The organism is Aristophania sp. ESL1142, assembly GCF_058107345.1.
The window spans coordinates 1,330,505-1,350,970 of record NZ_JBYLUH010000001.1 but is presented as its reverse complement, the minus strand read 5'-3'; the positions used below and the strand labels follow the sequence as shown (position 1 = coordinate 1,350,970).

The 20,466-nt window shown below is 46.4% G+C and carries 20 protein-coding genes; 10 read left to right on the top strand and 10 right to left on the bottom strand.

Annotated features, from left to right (window positions below; all coding sequences use genetic code 11):
- Positions 1–4: 4 nt before the first annotated feature.
- Complete coding sequence (murI, locus tag AC3B6P_RS06395) at positions 5–847, top strand: glutamate racemase (protein WP_489805259.1); 843 nt, start codon at positions 5–7, stop codon at positions 845–847.
- Here murI and AC3B6P_RS06390 read toward each other — a convergent pair.
- From AC3B6P_RS06390 to AC3B6P_RS06380, 3 genes are all read right to left on the bottom strand, one after another.
- Positions 844–1,869 (bottom strand): polyprenyl synthetase family protein, encoded by a 1,026-nt coding sequence (locus tag AC3B6P_RS06390; RefSeq protein ID WP_489805258.1) that lies wholly within the window; start codon positions 1,867–1,869, stop codon positions 844–846. The genes murI and AC3B6P_RS06390 overlap by 4 nt on opposite strands.
- Before the next feature lie 221 nt (positions 1,870–2,090).
- Positions 2,091–3,113, bottom strand: a complete 1,023-nt coding sequence (locus tag AC3B6P_RS06385) for a ribonucleotide-diphosphate reductase subunit beta (RefSeq protein ID WP_489805257.1) — start codon at positions 3,111–3,113, stop codon at positions 2,091–2,093.
- Positions 3,114–3,169: 56 nt separating this feature from the next.
- Positions 3,170–5,062, bottom strand: coding sequence for a ribonucleoside-diphosphate reductase subunit alpha (locus tag AC3B6P_RS06380; protein WP_489805256.1), 1,893 nt, complete (start codon positions 5,060–5,062; stop codon positions 3,170–3,172).
- A 163-nt stretch (positions 5,063–5,225) separates the two neighbouring features.
- On the opposite strand from AC3B6P_RS06380, the gene AC3B6P_RS06375 reads away from it, so the two are divergent.
- Positions 5,226–5,435: a hypothetical protein gene (locus AC3B6P_RS06375; RefSeq protein ID WP_489805255.1), complete on the top strand. Its 210-nt coding sequence runs from the start codon at positions 5,226–5,228 to the stop codon at positions 5,433–5,435.
- Here AC3B6P_RS06375 and aroC read toward each other — a convergent pair.
- Positions 5,423–6,511 (bottom strand): chorismate synthase, encoded by a 1,089-nt coding sequence (gene aroC / locus AC3B6P_RS06370; RefSeq protein WP_489805254.1) that lies wholly within the window; start codon positions 6,509–6,511, stop codon positions 5,423–5,425. The genes AC3B6P_RS06375 and aroC overlap by 13 nt on opposite strands.
- Before the next feature lie 5 nt (positions 6,512–6,516).
- Positions 6,517–7,368 carry an enoyl-ACP reductase FabI gene (gene fabI, locus AC3B6P_RS06365; RefSeq protein ID WP_489805253.1) on the bottom strand — a complete coding sequence of 284 codons (852 nt, stop codon included), beginning with the start codon at positions 7,366–7,368 and terminating at the stop codon, positions 6,517–6,519.
- Positions 7,369–7,549: 181 nt separating this feature from the next.
- On the opposite strand from fabI, the gene pdxH reads away from it, so the two are divergent.
- The 6 genes from pdxH (at position 7,550) to AC3B6P_RS06335 (ending at position 12,865) form a co-directional block, all read left to right on the top strand.
- The gene (pdxH, locus tag AC3B6P_RS06360; RefSeq protein WP_489805252.1) at positions 7,550–8,215 is read left to right on the top strand and encodes a pyridoxamine 5'-phosphate oxidase; all 666 of its coding nucleotides are present in this window, start codon (positions 7,550–7,552) and stop codon (positions 8,213–8,215) included.
- 25 nt (positions 8,216–8,240) lie between these two features.
- Complete coding sequence (locus AC3B6P_RS06355; RefSeq protein ID WP_489805251.1) at positions 8,241–9,146, top strand: universal stress protein; 906 nt, start codon at positions 8,241–8,243, stop codon at positions 9,144–9,146.
- A gap of 50 nt (positions 9,147–9,196) precedes the next feature.
- Positions 9,197–10,474: a 3-deoxy-D-manno-octulosonic acid transferase gene (locus AC3B6P_RS06350; protein WP_489805250.1), complete on the top strand. Its 1,278-nt coding sequence runs from the start codon at positions 9,197–9,199 to the stop codon at positions 10,472–10,474.
- 10 nt (positions 10,475–10,484) lie between these two features.
- Positions 10,485–11,474, top strand: a complete 990-nt coding sequence (gene lpxK, locus AC3B6P_RS06345) for a tetraacyldisaccharide 4'-kinase (protein WP_489805249.1) — start codon at positions 10,485–10,487, stop codon at positions 11,472–11,474.
- Entirely contained in the window at positions 11,471–12,388 is a 918-nt protein-coding gene (locus tag AC3B6P_RS06340; protein ID WP_489805248.1) for a lysophospholipid acyltransferase family protein, read from the top strand. Before lpxK ends, AC3B6P_RS06340 begins: the two co-directional genes overlap by 4 nt.
- A gap of 120 nt (positions 12,389–12,508) precedes the next feature.
- The gene (locus tag AC3B6P_RS06335; RefSeq protein ID WP_489805247.1) at positions 12,509–12,865 is read left to right on the top strand and encodes a hypothetical protein; all 357 of its coding nucleotides are present in this window, start codon (positions 12,509–12,511) and stop codon (positions 12,863–12,865) included.
- Between the two features lie 53 nt (positions 12,866–12,918).
- Here AC3B6P_RS06335 and AC3B6P_RS06330 read toward each other — a convergent pair whose 3' ends face one another.
- Positions 12,919–14,298, bottom strand: coding sequence for a penicillin-binding protein activator (locus tag AC3B6P_RS06330; protein WP_489805246.1), 1,380 nt, complete (start codon positions 14,296–14,298; stop codon positions 12,919–12,921).
- Here AC3B6P_RS06330 and rsmI point away from each other — a divergent pair.
- Positions 14,283–15,170 carry a 16S rRNA (cytidine(1402)-2'-O)-methyltransferase gene (gene rsmI / locus AC3B6P_RS06325; RefSeq protein WP_489805245.1) on the top strand — a complete coding sequence of 296 codons (888 nt, stop codon included), beginning with the start codon at positions 14,283–14,285 and terminating at the stop codon, positions 15,168–15,170. The genes AC3B6P_RS06330 and rsmI overlap by 16 nt on opposite strands.
- A 6-nt stretch (positions 15,171–15,176) precedes the next feature.
- Here rsmI and AC3B6P_RS06320 read toward each other — a convergent pair whose 3' ends face one another.
- From AC3B6P_RS06320 to AC3B6P_RS06310, 3 genes are all read right to left on the bottom strand, one after another.
- Positions 15,177–15,779: a LolA family protein gene (locus tag AC3B6P_RS06320; RefSeq protein WP_489805244.1), complete on the bottom strand. Its 603-nt coding sequence runs from the start codon at positions 15,777–15,779 to the stop codon at positions 15,177–15,179.
- Between the two features lie 37 nt (positions 15,780–15,816).
- Positions 15,817–17,199: a glutamate--cysteine ligase gene (locus AC3B6P_RS06315; RefSeq protein WP_489805243.1), complete on the bottom strand. Its 1,383-nt coding sequence runs from the start codon at positions 17,197–17,199 to the stop codon at positions 15,817–15,819.
- A 141-nt stretch (positions 17,200–17,340) separates the two neighbouring features.
- The gene (locus AC3B6P_RS06310) at positions 17,341–18,045 is read right to left on the bottom strand and encodes a 16S rRNA (uracil(1498)-N(3))-methyltransferase (RefSeq protein ID WP_489805242.1); all 705 of its coding nucleotides are present in this window, start codon (positions 18,043–18,045) and stop codon (positions 17,341–17,343) included.
- Positions 18,046–18,139: 94 nt separating this feature from the next.
- Between AC3B6P_RS06310 and ubiA the strand changes: the two genes are divergently transcribed.
- Entirely contained in the window at positions 18,140–19,054 is a 915-nt protein-coding gene (gene ubiA / locus AC3B6P_RS06305; protein WP_489805559.1) for a 4-hydroxybenzoate octaprenyltransferase, read from the top strand.
- Here ubiA and AC3B6P_RS06300 read toward each other — a convergent pair.
- A complete protein-coding gene (locus AC3B6P_RS06300) occupies positions 19,051–20,460 on the bottom strand; it encodes an MFS transporter (RefSeq protein ID WP_489805241.1) in 1,410 nt (469 codons plus the stop codon). The genes ubiA and AC3B6P_RS06300 overlap by 4 nt on opposite strands.
- Between the last annotated feature and the right edge of the window lie 6 nt (positions 20,461–20,466).

Genomic DNA, 20,466 nt, shown 5'->3' with positions numbered 1-20,466 from the left:
ATTCATGAATTCTCTCCCATCCCTTCACAGAACAGCTCCCAGGATTCTGGTTTTTGATTCTGGAATTGGAGGAATGGGAGCAGTTCAGGCATTACGCCAGCTTGCCCCTGTTTTACGCATTGATTACCTTGCAGATACTGCTCTCTTCCCATATGGCGAGCAGGAAGACCAATTTCTGACAAACAGGATTGTCTCCCTTCTTGCCAAAGCAGAACAGACTTTCAAGCCGGACCTTCTGGTCATCGCCTGTAATACAGCCAGCACCTTGGCCCTAACGGCCTTACGCGAAAAACTTACAGTACCTATTGTTGGCTGTGTTCCACCGATAAGATGGGCAGGCCGTGTTTCAGTCACACGTACAATCGGTCTTTTAGCAACATCAGCTACTGCCAGGCGCCCCTATATCACCAGACTCTGGCATGATTATGCTTCTGATTGCAGGCTTCTGGTACATGGAGGACGTGCTCTCGCTGATATGGCAGAACAGGCTTTTCGAGGAGAAACACCTGATCCTTCAGCCATTAAACATGAGTTAGAACAGCTTTTTCAGCAAAAAGACGGCAACAAAATTGATACAATTGGTCTGGGATGCACGCATTACAGCTTTTTACTTCCCAGTTTTCAACGGGTTGGTCCACCCCACATTATGTGGTTGGACCCAGCTCCTGCGGTAGCTCAACAAACCTTAAGACGTTTAGGAGAAAACTGGTCTTTCCCCTTGCAAGTGGATCATGACAGTCCTGCACCACGCTTTTTTATGACAGCCCCGCCACAGGATGAAAGTAAATTACTTCAGCAAATCAAATGGCTAGGCTATCAAAACTATATGCTTTTCGCCGCTTCTTAATGAGCACGATGGACGGTATAAAGCACTGTATTCACTAACAGGGTCTTCAGCTCACTTGGAGGAAAAATTTCAAGTGACTTCACAGCTTTTTCAGCATATTCAGCAGCTTTTTTCAGTGTAACCTTAATTGCGTCACTTTGTTCAATCAGCATCAAGGCATGCTCAAGATCAGCTTCAGACTGTTCATTTTCTTCAATCACGCGTTTCCAGAAAATTTTATCTTCTGGATTACCCATTTCATATGCTGTCAAAACAGGAAGTGTAATTTTCCCCTCACGGAAATCATCCCCAACCGTCTTACCCAATAATTTTTGATCAGCCGCATAATCAAGAGCATCATCAACTAACTGAAAAGCCATACCCAGATTTGTGCCATAAGCTTCGAGGGCCAGTTCCTCTTCCTCACTTTTATCAGCCACAACGGCACCTACACGACATGCAGCAGCAAATAGCGCTGCTGTCTTGCCATGAATGACTTCGAGATAACGATCTATGGAAGTGGAAAGATCATTCTGGGTTGTCATCTGAAGGACCTCTCCTTCAGCGATCGTCGCTGAAGCGTCAGACAGAATCGCCATTACCTTGAGCGAGCCATCTGCTGTCATCAGCTGAAAAGAACGCGCAAACAAAAAGTCACCAACAAGGACCGACGCCTTGTTACCGAAAAGGGCATTTGCTGATTCGAGACCCCGTCTTAATTTACTTTCATCAACCACGTCATCATGAAGCAGAGTTGCCGTATGGATAAATTCCACGCAGGCAGCCAATCCTACATGACGCTGATGATCCGGCCCGGTAGGATAGCCACAAAGTCTGGCAGAAGCGAGTGTCAGTAAAGGACGTAATCTTTTCCCCCCCGCTGCAATCAGATGCGCAGCCAACTGGGGAATCAGGGCAACAGGGCTTTTCATACGCTCTAAAATAGCGTGATTACAAGCCTGCATATCCTCATCTAGATAAGCTGCGAGAGCATGAAGAGCATCCTCACTTCTGACGCTTTCCTCGCCTGTGTCAGGTCTCATTTTTATTTGATGATCCGGTGAGAAAGAAACCAAGGGCTGCAACTCCACTATCCATATCCTGTTTCCAGAATAGGGTACTACATTAAAACCTCACTGATATCTTACAAAAAAGTGAGGTCGATCAACGATGTGAAGTCTAGCAAAATTATAAGCTATGAAGAAGAGGAGAAGGAACCTGATTTCCAGCTCCTTCTCCTCCCCGCTTCAGTCTTTTAAACAACTTAGTTAAAAATACCGCTTTCAAAAGCCTCTTCCCAGCTTCCCTGTGTCGAAGCACGGGAATATTCCGTGGCACGATTTTCGAAGAAATTTGTGTGCTCAACTGCGTTAAGCATATCATCAACCCAGGGAAGCGGATTCTCTTCAATGCCATAAACAGGATCCAGCCCAAGCTGGGTTAAACGACGATCCGCGATGAACCGTATATAACGCTTTACCTGCTCGGCATTAAGCCCCTCTACTGGCCCCATTTCAAAAGCGAGGTCAATAAAGGCATCTTCATGCTCGACCGTTTCACGGCAGATTGATGTCAGCTCATTCTGAAAATCTTCTGTCCAGAGTTCTGGATTTTCACGAATAAACGTACGGAAAAGCCGAATCATGGAAAGGCAGTGCAATGTTTCATCACGTACAGACCATGAAACAATCTGTCCCATCCCTTTCAATTTATTGAAACGAGGAAAATTCAACAAAATCGCGAAGGATGCAAAAAGCTGCAACCCTTCCATAAACGCTCCAAAAGCCGCCATAGTTTTAGCAATCTCGCGTTTATTATTAATATTGAAGGACTGCATGAAATCATACTTGTCCTTCATTTCCTTATATTTCAGAAATGCTGAATATTCTGTCTCCGGCATACCAATTGTATCAAGAAGGTGAGAATAAGCCGCAATATGAATGGTCTCAATATTTGAAAAACATGAGAGCATCATCAATATTTCAGTCGGTTTAAAAACCTGACTGTAATATTTCATATAAGCAGAGTTAACCTCCACATCACTTTGTGTGAAAAAGCGGAAAATCTGTGTAACGAGATTACGCTCAGTATCTGTTAGCTTACGGTGCCAGTCCTTGACATCTTCAGACATCGGAACCTCTTCAGGCAACCAATGCAAACGCTGTTGTGTTAACCATGCGTCATAAGCCCAAGGATAACGAAAAGGCTTGTAAACAGGATTTTCAACCATCAAGTTGGATTCAACTGTCCCTTCTGGAGCAGCTGGAAGGGGTTTCGCCTCTGTCATGGATGGACTCTCCTATTTGTCTGACACATCGCTCTAATACATTCTATCATCCTGCCTTATTGGCAGGACAGACATTCCTCATATTCATTATTTTTTTGCTCAGATGTACGCTCTGTCGCTGTCGGAAGATGGTTATCATCTCCATCCATAATATCACGTTTAACTGCCACATTAGAGACAGCATCCGCTCTCTGTATGGAAAGCGAACGGCAGTAATAAAGTGATTTTACCCCTTTTTTCCAGGCTTCATAATGAACGCGCACAAGGTCACGTTTATGCACATCAGCAGGCAGGAAAAGATTAACCGATTGCGACTGGCAGATGAAAGGTGCCCGATCCGCAGCATGTTCAATCACCCAACGCTGGTCAATCTCAAAGGCAGTCTTGAAGACGTCTTTTTCATCCTGGGTCAAGAAATCAAGATTCTGCACGGAACCTTTATTCAGGGTAATAGCTGACCAGATTTCGTCAGTGTTCTTGCCATATTTATCCAGCACTTTGGCCAGATGACGGTTTCTTACCGTAAAAGAACCAGAAAGGGTTTTCTGTAAAAAGACATTCGCGCTGATAGGGTCAATCCCAGGGCTGGCATTCCCGGCAATAATGGAAATAGATGCCGTAGGGGCAATCGCCAACTTATGGGAAAAACGCTCCTTGATTCCATAATCCTCAGCATCAGGACATGCTCCCCTCACCTCAGCAATATCACGAGAAGCCTGATGAGCCTGTTCAGAGATATGGGCAAATATCTTTTTATTCCAGACTTTAGCCATCACACTGCCAAAAGGGATCATGCGGGCCTGAAGGAAAGAATGGAATCCCATGACTCCCAGCCCAACCGAGCGCTCTCTCATTGCCGCATAACGAGCATGGTCCATATGGCTTGGCGCATTATCGATAAAATCCTGCAAGACATTATCAAGGAACAGCATGACATCACTAATAAACTGTTTATTGTCTTTCCACTCATCCCAATATTCCAGATTGAGAGAAGAGAGGCAGCACACAGCCGTACGACGCTTTCCGTGATGATCAACACCAGTTGGCAATGTAATTTCAGCACAGAGATTAGATGTTTTGACCTCAAGCCCTGCTAGACGATGATGCTCAGGCCGTGCTCTGTTTACTGTATCGGAATAAACAATATAAGGCTCACCCTGTTCCATACGGGCAGTCAGAAGGCGTATCCAGAGAGCACGGGCTGAAACCTTGCGAATGACGCTATGGTCCTTGGGAGAAACCAGCGGCCACTCTTCATCAGCGGCCAAGGCACGCATGAAATCATCCGTAATCAGCACACCATGATGCAGATTAAGGGCTTTGCGGTTAGGATCCCCTCCTGTGGGGCGGCGCATTTCAATAAATTCTTCAATTTCGGGATGCCAGATCGGCAGATATACTGCTGCCGACCCACGGCGCAGACTCCCCTGACTGATGGCAAGAGTCAGACTGTCCATCACACGGATAAACGGAATAACACCAGAGGTCCGGCCATTACGGCCAATATGCTCACCAATGGAACGCAGATTGCCCCAATAGGAGCCAATCCCGCCTCCTTTAGCGGCAAGCCAGACATTCTCATTCCAGAGATCAACAATCCCCTGCAAGCTATCATCAGCTTCATTCAAGAAACAGGAAATCGGCAAGCCACGCTTTGTTCCGCCATTTGACAGAATAGGCGTTGCCGGCATGAACCAATGACGCGACATATAATCATAAAGGCGTTGCGTATGCTCTGCGTCAGCCCCATATCGTGAAGCAACACGTGCAAACAGGCCCTGATATGTCTCCCCTTCCAGCAGGTAACGATCATCCAGCGTTGCCCGGCCGAAAGCGGTCAGAAGAGCATCACGCGACGAATCAATATGAACTGCATAATGGTTGGGAAGTTGTATATCCTTCTCAAAAAGGTCTGGTTCAACGACATCTGAACTTTTAGCAGACGTCATCTGTGCTTCCTGGAAGGTCATGGTCTGGAACCTTTAACTGAAATCTTGAAACCTCCCTTTTCTTGGAAGTCTCCTTCCTCAAAGGGGCTGATGCAGCATACATAGCAACATATCGATAGAAAGTAAGATCTTGACTACTATATATCGTTTCAGAAGAAGATTTGTGAATCGAAAAACAGGAAAAAAAACAGAGAAATACGCTTTCAATCCAATCTTAAAAAAATATTTTATCTATGCTCCAGGAGTCCCCCGACGCAAAAAAATGTGTGGCCTTTTCTTCTTTAAACAGACTCCAAAACAAAACAGCCGGGAGAAAATCAACCGGCTGAATGTTTCTTCTCAAGTAATTTTGGAGAAAGCCTATCCGCACTGAGCACGGTTGCGTAAAAACTGATCGGCCAGCACACAGGCCATCATTGCTTCAGCAACCGGGACAGCTCGGATTCCGATACATGGATCGTGGCGACCTTTTGTCGTGACTTCCACATCCTGTCCTGCTGAATTAATACTCGGAACAGGCACAAGAATGGAACTTGTGGGCTTAACAGCCATGCGTGCAACGATAGGCTGACCTGTCGAGATACCTCCCAGAATTCCGCCTGCATGATTGCTGAGGAAATGTGGTTTTGAAGGAATCGTTCCATGGCGGATAGGGTCTGCGTTTTCCTGGCCTTTCAGCCCCACAACGTCAAACCCATCTCCTATTTCAACAGCTTTGACACCATTGATTCCCATTAATGCTGAAGCAATCTCTGCATCAAGCTTGCCATAAATTGGCGCGCCAAGACCAGCAGGAAGATTTTCTGCCACGACCTCAACTAACGCCCCTATGGAAGATCCTTCCTTACGGATATCCTCAAGCTGCTTAACCCAGTTTTCAACACAGAGCGCATCAGGACACCAGAAGGGGTTTCTTTCCCTCTCGTCCCAATCCCATTGTTCACGATCAATATGCTTCGCCCCGATTGCCGTTAGAGCTCCCCTGATCGTCACTTCCGGCCCGACAAATTTCCGCAGGATCAATCGGGCAACAGCCCCAGCAGCAACACGCATGGCCGTCTCACGTGCCGATGAACGCCCTCCCCCACGATAATCGCGGATACCATATTTCAGATCATAGGCAATATCTGCGTGGCCAGGTCTATATGACTGAGCAATATCGCCATAATCCTTTGAGCGCTGGTCTGTATTTTCAATCAGGAGAGAAATTGGTGTTCCCGTGGTTTTTCCCTCAAATACTCCGGAAAGAATCTTGACCTGATCTGCCTCTCGCCTTTGTGTCGTATATTTTGACTGCCCCGGCTTACGTTTATCAAGCCAAGGCTGGATGTCACTTTCGGAGAGTTCCAGGCGTGGTGGACAGCCATCAATGACGCAGCCAATTGCAGGCCCATGACTTTCTCCCCATGTTGTCACGCGGAAAAGACGCCCGAAACTGTTCTCCGACATAAAAATTACTCTCCAGAATTCAGACTGATATCTGGTGCCTCGGGATTCTTCATACCAATGATGTTATAACCGCAATCAACATGATGAATCTCACCTGTAACACCTGATGCCAGATCGGAAAGAATATAAAGCCCTGCACCACCGACATCTTTGAGCGAAACATTACGTTCTAGAGGTGAATTCAACTGATTCCAGCGCAGAATATAACGGAAATCCCCAATGCCATTTGCAGCCAATGTCTTAATGGGTCCGGCAGAAATACCATTGACGCGGATATTTTCTTTACCCAGATCAACAGCCATATAACGGACAGAAGCCTCTAAGGCTGCTTTAGCAACACCCATCACGTTATAATGCGGCATGACACGTTCAGCACCAAGGTAAGTCAGCGTCAGAATGGACCCACCAGGATTCATCATCGCGGCAGCCCGGCGTGCAACTGCTGTAAAGGAATAGCAGGAAATATCTAATGCTTGCAGGAAGGCCTGACGTGGCGTGTCAACATAACGTCCACGTAAATATTGCTTATCAGCCCAACCAATTGCATGGACAACAAAGTCAATTTTGCCCCATTTTTTCTCAATCTCATCAAAAGCTGCATTAATTGCATCATCATCGCTTACGTCACAGGCAATCACCATGTCTGATCCGACGCTCTCAGCAAGCGGGTAAACACGTTTACCTAATGCTTCTCCCTGATAAGTGAAAGCAATTTCTGCTCCCTGAGCAGCACAGGCAGTCGCAATAGCCCAAGCGATCGAGCTTTTATTAGCGACCCCCATAATCACACCTCTTTTCCCCTTCATAAGCGTTCCGCTGACAGGAGCTTGAGTGGTGGTCTCTTCTGTTTCAGACATGATTTAAATCCTGATCGTGTTAAGTACTACAACTCTTTGCTTTTTCTGCTTGCATAAGTCCTACGCTCGGGCAAGAGTAAGTTTGTTTAAAAATGCATGATCTTATCTGAAAGTCAGAAAAGAACAATATTACACTTCCTCTCAATTTTTTTGAGAGAGCGCTACATCAAGGAGAACATTTATGTTCAAAAAGGTATCTAAAGGTAAAATATCAGCCCTTCCAGAACATATGCTCCTCGATCTCAACGCCGATCCTTTTGATCTTTTTACTGCCTGGATGAGAGAAGCTGATGCCAGCGAGCCCAATGATCCCAATGCCATGAGTGTTGCCACTGCGACAGCTGACGGACGGCCTTCTGTAAGAATCCTGCTCTTAAAGGGTGTCAGCCGACGCGGCTTTATTTTCTATACCAATAAAAACAGTCGAAAAGGTGAAGAGCTGGAGCAAAACCCTTATGCTGCACTACTTTTTCACTGGAAAAGCCTAAGACGTCAGATTCGCATTGAAGGACGTGTTGAATCTGTTACCTCAGGTGAAGCTGACGCCTATTTTGCTAGCCGTTCCCGCATATCGCGCCTGGGGGCCATTGCTTCAAACCAGTCACACAGACTTGAAACCAGGGAAATCTTTGAGCAGAAACTATCTGATCTTGAAGCTCAGTATAGAGAGGGCGATCAGATTCCCCGTCCGGAAAACTGGTCTGGTTACCGTGTCATTCCGGATTCATTTGAGTTTTGGCAGGAGCAACCACATCGCCTGCATGATCGGGCAAGATGGGAAGCCCAGAACCATTCCGGTGTAAAGATCGAAGCCAGAACCTGGAACGTCGAGCGCCTTTATCCGTAATAGAAAGCCAGGAAGGTCTCTCTCAATGAATGCAGAAACCAGAAATATCCTTCTCCCTCTGACATCAATCCATTCTCTGGAAAGTGTTTTTGAGACAGGCCTGCTTCTGGCAAAACGATATCGTGCGCGGATCAGTTGCATCCTGTTTAATGATCGTCCGGGGGACATTGCCGCCATAGCCGGTGAAGGAATGGCAACAGTCGCTATGGCTGATATGATTGAAGCGACCATAAGTCATTCAAGAAATAATTTTGATAAATTATGTCACTATCTTGACAGGCTGCAACAAGAAGGAAGAATTGTCTGGCGTGACCTCTCCGACGCAGGAGAAAGCAGTAACCTCCCGTCACTTCATGGCACAAATATTCCCCAGATTACACTGAAATTCATGGAAGGGACGGTTGATGATGTTCTAACGTGGCAGTCTCGTCTTGCTGACATCATCCTGGTACCACCCCTGGTTTCCAATAAAGACTCTCACGCTTCGGATATTCTCCATGCCATGCTTTATGAAGGCAGTCAGCCTGTAGTGATCGCGCCTCCCAAACCGCCCTCTCACGTAGGACAGCATATTGCCATTGCCTGGAATGGCACTGCCGAATCAGCTCTTGCCCTTCGTAATGTACTCCCCTGGACGCGGCAGGCAGAAAAAGTCACCCTGCTTACAAGCCCAAATTACCAAAGGATCGGCCCTGATGAGGTGGAAGCCCTTGCTTATCTTGAACTGCACGGCATCACAGCCAAATGTGAAATGATCGAAGGGAGTAAACGTCAAATTGGTGAAAAACTTCTGAAAGCAGCTCACGATCTTAAAGCTGATCTTTTAAGTATGGGAGCTTATTCCCACTCCCGTTTGAGGCAACGTCTTTTGGGCGGGGTGACACGCTATATGCTTGAAAATGGCGATATGACAATCATGATGAGCCGCTAGGGTCATTTATGAAAGTCTGTTTTTCAGGAAAGCGTCAATAAATCTGATTTATGTCCAGCAATAAATCCCGAGCCGGGCAATGGCGCTTTCTTTTTATCCTGTGGGATATTACGGGCTGGCTTCTTTTCCCTGTTCTGATCCTCTATAGCTTCTGGCGAAAAAAGAATGGAAAGGAAATTCCTGGGCGTCTTAAGGAACGTTTTGGCCTGCTCTCCCTTCATCAACGTGATTTTCTAGCCCGGACACCACAAAAACGACTCTGGATACATGCAGCCAGCGTTGGAGAAACACTTTCCGCTTTCCCTTTGATTGACGCATTGCTTGAACTTGATAAGTCTCTGGTTATTCTCCTGACCACCACGACCGTCACAGGCTATCAGATTGCGCGCACGCACCCTGTTTATGATACCCGTCTGATTCACACCTTTTTACCTTATGATATCCCCCTGGCACGTGCCCTGTTTCTAAGACATTGGAAACCTGTAGGAAGTGTCTTCATTGAAAGTGAAATATGGCCCGGTATCGTGAGAGAATGTTCCCGTAATAACATTCCCTTTATGCTGGTCAATGCACGTTTATCAGAAAGATCCGCGCAAAACTGGTCTTATTGCAAGACGATTTTTCAGGCCATTCTCGCTCCCGCCAGCTGGATCAATCCCCGTGGCTTTCATGATCAGAAACATTTCCAGAAACTCGGCATTATAACTCTGCCCCCCGTGGGAGAGCTGAAAGAAGATGCACCACCGCTCAGGGCAGACCCCGCAACCCTCAATGCGTTACGTCAGAAAATAGGAAGCCGGCCTGTGTTTATCGCGGTCTCTACCCATGAAGGGGAAGAAGAAATCATTATTACTGGCTTAAAACAGGCCCAGCTGAAATCTCCCTCCCTTTTAGGTATCATTATTCCCCGCCATCCTGAACGGGGAAAACAGCTTGCAGCCCGATATAATGCTCCCAGACGTTCGCTTGGCGAATTACCAGCTTCATCAGATTTACTATGGATCATTGATACATTGGGAGAGGTTGGTCTTTTCTTGAATCTTTCACAATCCGCCTTTATTGGTAAATCCCTCTGTCCACCTGGTGGAGGTCATAACCCGTTTGAACCCCTTAAAGCTGGATGCAGAACCGCATGTGGCCCCTATATGAGTAACTGGACTGGAGCCTGTAAACGCCTCCAATCCCATTTGAGCATCCTTAAAAACGAAAATGAAATTGCCCATTGGATTATAGAAGAGAAAAATCATTCCTCTTTGAATAACCTTTTTGAAAAGAAAAATGTTTCTTCTTCCCTTGGGCGCCAAATTCTAACCACAATTCTATTGTAACTATCAGAAAATGAAGAATTTACGCCAACCGAAGTTTTGGAGTGGTTCAGGAGCACGTCTGCCAGCATGGCTTTTGTCTCCAGTGGCGTATTTTGCACAATATTTGAACTACAGAAGACAGAATCTTCCTTCCAGCAAGGTAAGTGTGCCTGTCTTATGTATTGGAAATATTACAGTAGGCGGTGCAGGCAAAACACCACTTACACTCCATTTTATAGCCAAACTTAAAGAAAGAGGTTACGAGCCTCATGTCATTACCAGAGGGTATGGGGGCCGTCCGCACCTATCCCACAAGGTCGATCTGCGTCATGACACGGCTATAACTGTGGGCGATGAGGCCCTCCTTCTGGCCGCATCTGCACCTACATGGTGTGGTAAAAACCGCCTCCTCAACGCCCAGAACGCCATTAATAATGGTGCAGACTGTCTCATTCTAGATGATGGATTTCAGGACCCATCACTCTATAAAGACGTGTCTCTTCTTGTTTTCGATGGCGAATTTGGTGTTGGAAATAATTGTATAATGCCGGCTGGTCCCCTTCGGGAAACTTTCAGTTCGGCTTTTAAAAGAGCTCATGGTGCTGTTATTATCGGCCCGGATCGACGTAAACTTACAGAAAACATCCCGCCTTCTTTCCCTCTTGCTTATCTTTCTTTTTACCCAAGACCAGAGATAAGGGCGCTTCAGGGAAAACAGCTAATTGCTTTTGCCGGTATTGGAAGACCCGAAAAATTTTTTGATATGCTCCGTGAGTCTGGATTATTTTTACTGAATACAATTCCTTTTCCAGATCATCATGTATATTCTCATGCTGAACTTTCTGACCTTGCTCTTTTGGCACGCATAGAAGGAACGGTTCTGGTTACAACAGAAAAAGATGCTGTAAAGCTTCCTCCGGAATTTATGAGGCTTGTAACAGTTATTAAAATCGATATGTATTGGAACCAGCCTGAAATGGCAGATTACTGGCTAGACAAATTACTTAATCAAAAAAAGTGAAGATTTTTCTTTATTTCATTCAGAACGTCCTGCTCAATTTCATTATTCTCTGTCTGTCTTTCCTGCCCATTAGAGTAGCATCATGGATAGGCGGCACGCTGTGTCGCCTGATTGGCCCTACTTTAAGACTTTCGAAAATAGCTAATCGCAACCTACAGATCGCGTTCCCTCAATATGGATCTGGATGGCGCATAAATACCATTTGTGGAGCATGGGATAATATAGGACGCACTTTCGCAGAATTTCCCCATTTACATAAAGTTTCTCAAAATATTTCTTCCAGGACCGGCTTGCGCGTTATTGGAGAAGAGCATCTTCAAGCAGCGCTCGAAAGCAAGCGTCCTGTCATTTTTTTTTCAGGACATTTAGGTAACTGGGAATTACTCCCTGTCATCGTAGCGCGTTATGGCCTTGCTTTCGCGCCCTTTTACCGAAAACCCAATAATCCATTTCTAGACCGTATGTTACGTCGCTTGAGAGAAAAAGCTGTCGGACAGCAAGTCGAGATGTTTCCCAAAGGAGCAAAAGGCGCCAGACAGGCTCTTAAACATCTCGCTCAAGGCGGACACCTCGGCGTTCTGGGTGACCAGAAAATGAATGATGGAATTGAGGCAACCCTCTTTGGTCATCCCGCTATGACGGCCCCTGCTGCAGCTGCCTTAGCCCTTCGCTACAAAGCCTTGATTGTCACAGGCCATATATGGCGAGAAGGCCCTACACGTTTTGTCCTTCAGGTTGATTCCCCTCTTGACCCAGCCTCGTCTTTAAATTCTTTTTCACAACAGGAGGCTATCAGCACACTTACCCAAAAACTCAATGACAGATTACAAAGCTGGATCGAACAAAATCCCTCACAATGGCTATGGTTTCACCGCAGATGGGAGAAAAGCCTGTACATTAATCATGATAAGTAACGGCTCATGCCTGGAGCAAAAAATAATTTGAAAGCATTTTATGTTATGCGTTATAAGCATAACAGTGTTGCAATAAGTGAGAACCATGTTTCTGACTATAAGTTTCCAGGGAATTCCACAATGGCAAGAACTGTTTTATGCGAATCGTCCTCATATGATTTCGTGTCTCAAACAGACATCAACAATGTCATTCCTTTTCGTCAGAAAATTTTAGCTCGCCATAAAGATTATCTTTCTCAATGGTTAGAAGCTGGCTTGTCCATGGGGCTACTCGATGCATCAGTAGATCCCCTTTCTCCACATACAGAACAGATTACAATCTGGGTAAGAGAAAATGCAGAGCCTGCTTATATCATTATGCCTATAGGAAAAGAGTGGGTCTTAAACGACCATCTTAACAAACGGGAACTGGGGCGCTTTCCCTCTCTTGATAAAGCCCTCAATAAAGTCAGACCCGTTTTACCACCTATCCATTAAAAGAAGGCCCATAAAAAAAGCCGTGCTTCTTTTAAGAAGACCGGCTTTTGAAATTACTTTGAAGCTGTCTGAGCCTGCCGTGCCTTTTGGGCTTTCCCAGGCACAACCATGCGTGCTCCGCCCCCAGGCTGTATCTGATAGATCATAAGAGACCGCTCAACAGTCCCATTATCTTTCAACCAGAAAGTTCCATTCGAACCAGAGAACCCATTAGCCCGGGTCAGATTTGCCTTATCAAGCTGGTGATTACGTATCAATGATCCTGCTAAAGCAGCTGAATCATAAGCAAAATCAGACACTGGTGAAGGGAAACTATGGTATACAGCCTGATATTTCTGGACATAACGCTCTCTCAGACGGTCGTCAAATGCCGGATACCAAGCTCCCCTGAGAGCACCCAACTTCCCATCGAAAGATTTCCAGAGCATTGGCCCGAGAATACGTATCTGAGGAGTGCCAATTTTGTAGCTCTGTACTACGTCAATCACATGTCCAAGAGCCAAACCTGTATCGCCCAGCAATAAAGCATCAAATGAAGGTTTTACAGGAGTATTATTTATAACGGCTGTAGAATTAGCAACAGGATTATCACTTCCTAAAGGGTCAATCGCTGATGGTTCTGAAGAAGACGAAAACTGAGTTTCATTCTGCGGCCCCGATTGTGCCTCTTGCCCCTGTGTCCCTTGTCCCAGAAAAGTAGAAAATGACGTCGCTATAGCAGCTTCATCCTCTGTATGATAAGCAACTTTTGGAGGTTCAAGGTTATTTTGCTGACAGAGTGAAACAAGAGCATTCCCCATAGCATGGCCCAAGGCATTATCTGGCAGAAATGCAGCAAAAGATTTCCTACCCTCTGACTGAGCGGCCTGTACAAGACGCTTCACCTGCTGCTCTGGTGTCAGACCCATAATCCATACAGTGGAACGGGCTTGCTGATTATCACTAGTGAATGCAAGCACTGGAACGCCAGATGCCTGAAGAACATCTGCGACTTGTTCAGTGGAGCTGGACGTCAGAGGACCGAGGACAATTTTATCACCCGCTTTGAGGGCTTTGTAAGCTGCACCAGTAGCGCCTCCTTCTGCTGTCTCGTCATATATATCAAGGGGAGGTTCTTGCCCCTGTGGCAAAGCAAGAAGTGCGGCTTCACGCAGACGCAGCCCAATAGAAGCCTCAGAACCTGTCAAAGGTAAAATAAGCCCTACACGCGGCTTCTGAGCCGGAATCTCTCCCCCCGACATGATAGGCGCTTTAGGGAGAGATAAATCAGGATTTGGCTCAAAGAAACTACACCCCGAAAGCGCAGTCATCGTCCCACCAGCCAGAAGAGCCATTGCAAAACAGGAACCATTCTTTCTCTTGCGCAAGCCTCCCTGATCACGGCAATAATGCACAAGACGACTCATTGGGGAAAGTAATGTCTGAAAAATCATATAAGCCCCTCCAAGGCAATGCAATTACCGCTTCTAGCGGGCAACTTATTCTTGTAGCAACACCTATTGGTAATTTAGCCGATATAACCTTGCGAGCCCTTGAAACCTTAAAAGAAGCTGACGCGCTCCTTTGTGAAGATACAAGGGTAACCAGTAAGATTTTACGCCATTACGGTATCACAAATACACTTCTGCCTTTGCATGATCATAACGAAGAAGAACAACTTTCTTTTTTACTCTCAGAATTGAAAAAAGGTAAGACATTTGCTGTCGTTTCAGACGCTGGAACACCTGTTTTTTCTGACCCTGGCTATCGCCTCGTAAGAGCTGCCCGCTCTCAATCCATTAAAGTCACAGCACTTCCCGGACCGAATGCCGCTATCACAGCCTTGATTTTATCAGGCTTTCCACCTGCACCTTTCCTTTTTCTTGGCTTTATGCCACGAGGCGAAGCCCGCCGAGCACATCTAGCTACATTGAAAGCATCTGAGCAGGCAGGCCTTCAGGCCACATTAGCCTGGTATGAGTCACCCCGGCGTCTAGTTGAAAGTCTTGAAATGCTGGCAGATATTTTCGGCCCCAATAGGGAAGCCGCAATCGGCCGCGAATTGACCAAATTATACGAAGAAATGGCTCGCAACCCCCTCTCTGAACTAATTGAGTATTTTAAAGAACATACACCCAGAGGAGAAATTACTCTCCTCCTTTCTCCACCTGAAGAGGAAGAAGAAACAGAGGAGGCTCTGGAACAAGTGCTCGGCAGGGCTTTGGAGACACATTCGCTCAAAGATGCCGTCACACTCATTGCCGGCAGTATGAATCTACCCCGGAAAGTCGTTTATAAAAAAGCCCTGAGCCTATTACAGAAATAACAGACTTTATTCTGCTTTCGGTAACGTAAAGAGATCTGCCGCAAGAGCGACATTTATCTTTACGTCTGAAAGACGGATTTGCGTCACCGCACCTTGGGCATCATGAACCGTCCACCCAAGGAAGGCAAATGGCTTTTCAGCAAAAAACATTGTCAATGTACCCTCATTGGGAGACTCCGTCCTGATGACGGTAATCTGGATCTCACCATTTACTTCCTGAAAGGAAGTCACTGTCACATCACCAGAGAATTTTGGATCTGGACGCAGAAGAAGCCCCAAAGGCGTGCGCCGTAAGGGTAAGGTGGTGACCTGATCTATAGAACGATCCTGAAATACAACCTTCCCCTCATTTGCAACGAGCAAAAGTGGACTAGGCGCATCATAATTAAAACGCACACGCCCAGGTCTTGTAAGAAATACCGTTCCGGTGCTTGCTTTTCCATCTGGAGCTATCTGCTGAAATCTTGCCTGAAAGCTATGCGTTGCTGCAAGGTTGTTTTCAATCTGGGTGATCCAGCCCTGCTGCGCATGAGACAAGACCGCCGAGAAAGCGGGAGCCGTCATAAACAGGCAAAAAACACTACAGAGAAAAGTCAGAATTTTCAGCATAAATGAAACTCTCAATAGATATACAAGCCGCCCGGTCTTAAATGACCGCGGCTTCCTCAAAAATTGGACGGACATTACCATCCCAGACTGTTTTATAGCGTTCCAGCCAATATTGAGCCTGAAGAGGTGCACCCTCTGAAATTTCCAACAATGGATCAAGATATGTTTCTTCTCCAAGACCTCTCGCCTTCAGCCCCTCTATGGCTAATGCCAGTATCTTGCGTGTAAAATGTTTCAGCCCACCGGGGAAATCAGCATCCAGACCGAAATGGGGCACTTCCCCCCTGAGATCCTGATAAATAGTCCAAGGGTGCTTTTTAACAAGCTGCTCTACTTCTCTCAAAACTGAAGAATCATAAAGCAAGCCAACCCATAAAGCAGACTGGGCCAACATCATATCAGGCCGCCCAGCATCAGCGCCTCTCATTTCAAGAAACTGCTTCAGACGCACATCGGGAAAAACCGTCGTCAGGTGATCTTCAAAATCTCCGATGCACGGCGTCAACCCTCTTAAAGAAGGTTGATCCTCGCCTTCAAGCCATTTGCGAAAAGAACATCCTGCAACATCGTGATACTGACCGGAACGCATAACGAAATACATGGGTACATCCAACACCCAATCAACATATTTCTCAAAACCAAAATCTTCATCAAAAAAGAGCGAAGGCTGGCCGCTTCTGTCATTATCCGTATCAAGCCATACACGCGCCCTGTTTGAAAGCCAGCCATTTGGCTTCCCCTCTATAAAGGGTGAATTGGCAAAAAGGGCTGTGGCAACAGGCTGCAAGGCAAGCGAGACACGCATTTTACGTGCCATATCGCTTTCGTCAGAAAAATCCAGATTAACTTGCACAGTGCAGGTGCGGGTCATCATATCCAGCCCTCGGCTCCCGACTTTGGGCATATAACGACGCATGATCGCATAACGGCTTTTAGGCATCCAGGGCATTTCATCACGTCTGCATAAGGGATGGAAACCTAATGGGGCAAAGCCTAACCCTAAAAGGGAAGCTGGCACTTTTGCCTGGGCAAAATGAGACGCCATTTCCTCTTTCGTCTCATGCAATGTTTTAAGCGGTGCGCCCGAAAGCTCAAATTGTCCCGCTGGCTCCAGGGAAAGTGAGGCTCCTTTATGAATATTTTCGCCTGTAAGGCCTATAAGATTACCCTTATCATAAATAGGCTTCCACCCCATCGTGGTGAATGAGGTCAGTAACTCTTCTATACCCTCAGGCTTATAAGGTGGCGGGCTATATGGTGCACGTTCAGCAGAAGCTGCATCAAAAAATACGAAGCCAAATTTTTCATGCTCCGTCCCAATCTTCCATTCCCTTGCAGGTTTGCAGCCTCTTGAAAGCACTTCAATGAGCTGTGCCCTACTCTCAAGCGGAGTTGTATTGGTCTGACCAGGATTTGACATAAAATAATGGGCCTTATTTGCAAAAAACACTTATAAAAAACAATAGGACTATAAAACATTATAGTTCGATAAGCATGGGACTTTTTTCAAGGGTAATTCCCCTGTCATTACATGCAATCTGCTCATTTTATCATAAGACCATTAACGAACATTAAGAAGAGAAAGACCTGAGCATATGGCCGTTTCTGCACGTAAAATACGTAGCCCCAAAGAAACCGCCTTCACTGCTTTGTGTTTTCTCAACGTCGCCATTTCCTCTGCCGTAAAACCGCCTTCAGGCCCCACGATAAGTCCTGAACCTTGCGGAAAATTTTTCTCTCCTTTCTGTCTTTCCAATGCGGCAATTAGGGGAATCTCTTCTGGCCAATGAGATAAACAATCAGAAAAAGAGCGCACAGCCTGAATAACAGGAATGTCCAAACGCTCACATTGCTCGGAAGCTTCACTGGCAATCAGCGCTAGACGTTCTTCATTCAGCCTGTGATGATTTGTCCGCGCAGTAATCACCGGGTGAAAAAAAGTCACACCAAGCTCTGTCCCCATACGAATCACAAGCTCAGTCGCTTCCCTTTTCAAAAGAGAGAAAATCAAATGTAAGGGCTGTGTTTCTTCTTGAGGTCGTATTAAATGTGAAAGAGAAACGACTGCTTCGCCACGCTTAATAGAAACCAGCTCAGCATTCCATTCACCATTCATTCCATTAAACAGACGGATAGACTGCCCTGCCTTGCGCCGCATAACATTCCCCAGATAGTGGGCTTGCTGTGGTAATAAACGTAGTTCAGCGCCCTCTGTGAAGAGACCCTGCTCAGGTGGAAGATAAAGACGGGGATCGGTATAATTCATAGGGCCGAGATTAACTCACCTCTTATCAAGAGGCCAGATGTCTTTTAAACTGTTACAGAGGTTCTTTTCCGCTTTACCTGGTCCAGGAGAAACAATGCTTCCCAAGGCACCGCATACTGACATCCACTTAAATGGTTTCATCGCCAGACTCTCTGAACCGTGGCGATCTTATGCCCTCCTTGCCAGGCTAGACCGTCCTGTCGGAACATGGCTTCTTTTTCTCCCAAGTGTTTTTGGCATTTTCCTTGCCCAGAACAGTGAGCTCTGGACCCGCATTCTTGATGTCATTCTTTTTGCCCTTGGTTCTCTGCTTATGCGCTCTGCGGGCTGCGTTGTGAATGATCTATGGGACCGTAAAATTGATTCACAAGTGGCTCGCACGGCACATAGACCACTTGCCAGTGGCGCGCTAACCGTCAGACAGGGATTAGGATTGCTTATCATCCTTTTAGGAGCCAGCTTTTGCATATTATTGGCTCTCCCGGAAATCTGCTGGCTACTCACACCGGTTGCCCTGCTTTTAGTGGCTTTTTATCCTACCGCAAAACGGCTGACTTGGTGGCCCCAGCTTGTGATGGGGTTTACATTTGGTTTCGGTGCACCTATGGGCTACGCCGCCAGCGAGGGACGGATTGATGCAGTCTGCCTGACACTTTATGCGGGGGTCATTTTATGGCAACTTGGGTTCGACACCGTTTACGGCTTTCAGGATATGGAAGATGATGCCCGTATTGGCGTCAAATCCACTTCGCTAAAAATGCAGCATAAGGCACGTTCTTTCGTTGGCGGATGTTACGGAACAGCCCTGTTTCTTTTTTTCCTGTCTGCCAGCAGTGCCGGATTACATCCATGGTTTTACCTCGGATTTATTCCTGCAACTTTATTATTGGCAAAACAGGCAGCAACACTTGACCCTTATAACGCACCAGCTTGCTTAAAAGCGTTCCGACAAAATGTGCCAGCAGGGATCCTGCTTGCATTAGCCTTTATTCTGGGACGTCTTGCCTAAGAAACCGAGGAAATTATCTGCCTCTGAAACAGGGAACGTCCAGCACTCAGACAGGCCCCCAGAAAAGCAACAAATGCTGCGGCCCCAAGGCAGATAAAAGCAGGATGCGAAAAAACCGTAAACATACCCGCAACAATCAGTGCCCCAGAAGTCTGCCCTCCCAGACGAGCGACTGAAAGCATACCACTTGCGCTACCTTCACGCCCGACGGGAGCAGTGACCATAATGGCACGATTATTGGGCGGCTGGAACATACCAAACCCCCATCCTGCCAGAAGTGTACGCCAGGCAATATCGAGATTGGATGCCTCAAGTGGAAGTGCCCATAAAAGGACAAACCCCGTTGCCGTAATCAACAGACCTAGTGAAGAAAGAAAAGATGCTGAAAAACGGTCTGTAAAATGTCCGATCACATAAGACATGGACGCTGTCCCGACAGCCCAAGGCGCAATAAGCAGACCGACTGTTGCGGGATTTTTATGAAAGGCATCTGCCAAGGTAAAAGGCATGGCCACAATATAAAGATTAGAGGCCATAAAGCCGCAATAGCTTACAAAACATGCAATAAAAAACGGACGTCTTTTCAAGATATCCAGAGGAACGATAGGCTCTTCCCGATTTTTCTGCCACTGAATCAGACAATACCAACTGACAAGACTTAAAGCAGTGAGCCCTGTACCAATTGCAAAATCCTTATGCATCAATCCGTCAATTCCGACCCCTAATGTCGCAAAGGAAATGACTGTCAATAACGAGCCTGTATAATCAATCCTAACATGACTACGTGGTGTCTGGGGAAGCTCCAGCCAGGAGAGAAACAATGCCAATGCCCCCAAAGGCAGATTAATCCAGAAAATCCAGTTCCATGAAGCCACACTTAGGATAAAAGAACCAATTGTCGGGCCAATACTTACACCCAACCCGACAAAGAAACCGTTTAACGCTATCCCTTTTCCTAGAAATTTATGAGGATAGATAAAACGGACCAAGGCGATATTAACGCTCATGATACAAGACCCACCCACCCCTTGCAGCGCCCGGGAGAGAGCAAGTTCCAGCATGTTTTGCGATAAGGCACAAAGAGCCGAAGCAATAATAAAAAGGGCAATCCCGAATTGATACATGCGTCCAAAACCAATACGGGCACCAATTGCTGCTAATGGGAGGACAAAAGAAAGACTTGCTAACTGGTACGCATTAACAACCCAGATAGCTCTTGAGGGATCTGAATGCAGATCCCCTGCAATTGTAGGAAGAGCAACATTTGCGATTGCATAATCAAGAACGGAGAGCAGCAGAGCAAGCAGAACAGCTGACATAGCCTTGAAACGTTGAGCCCCATAAAGCCCGGCATGACGAAGTGGGTCATATTCTTCTTGGCTGAAATCAGCCTTTTCTGCTTGCATGAGTGA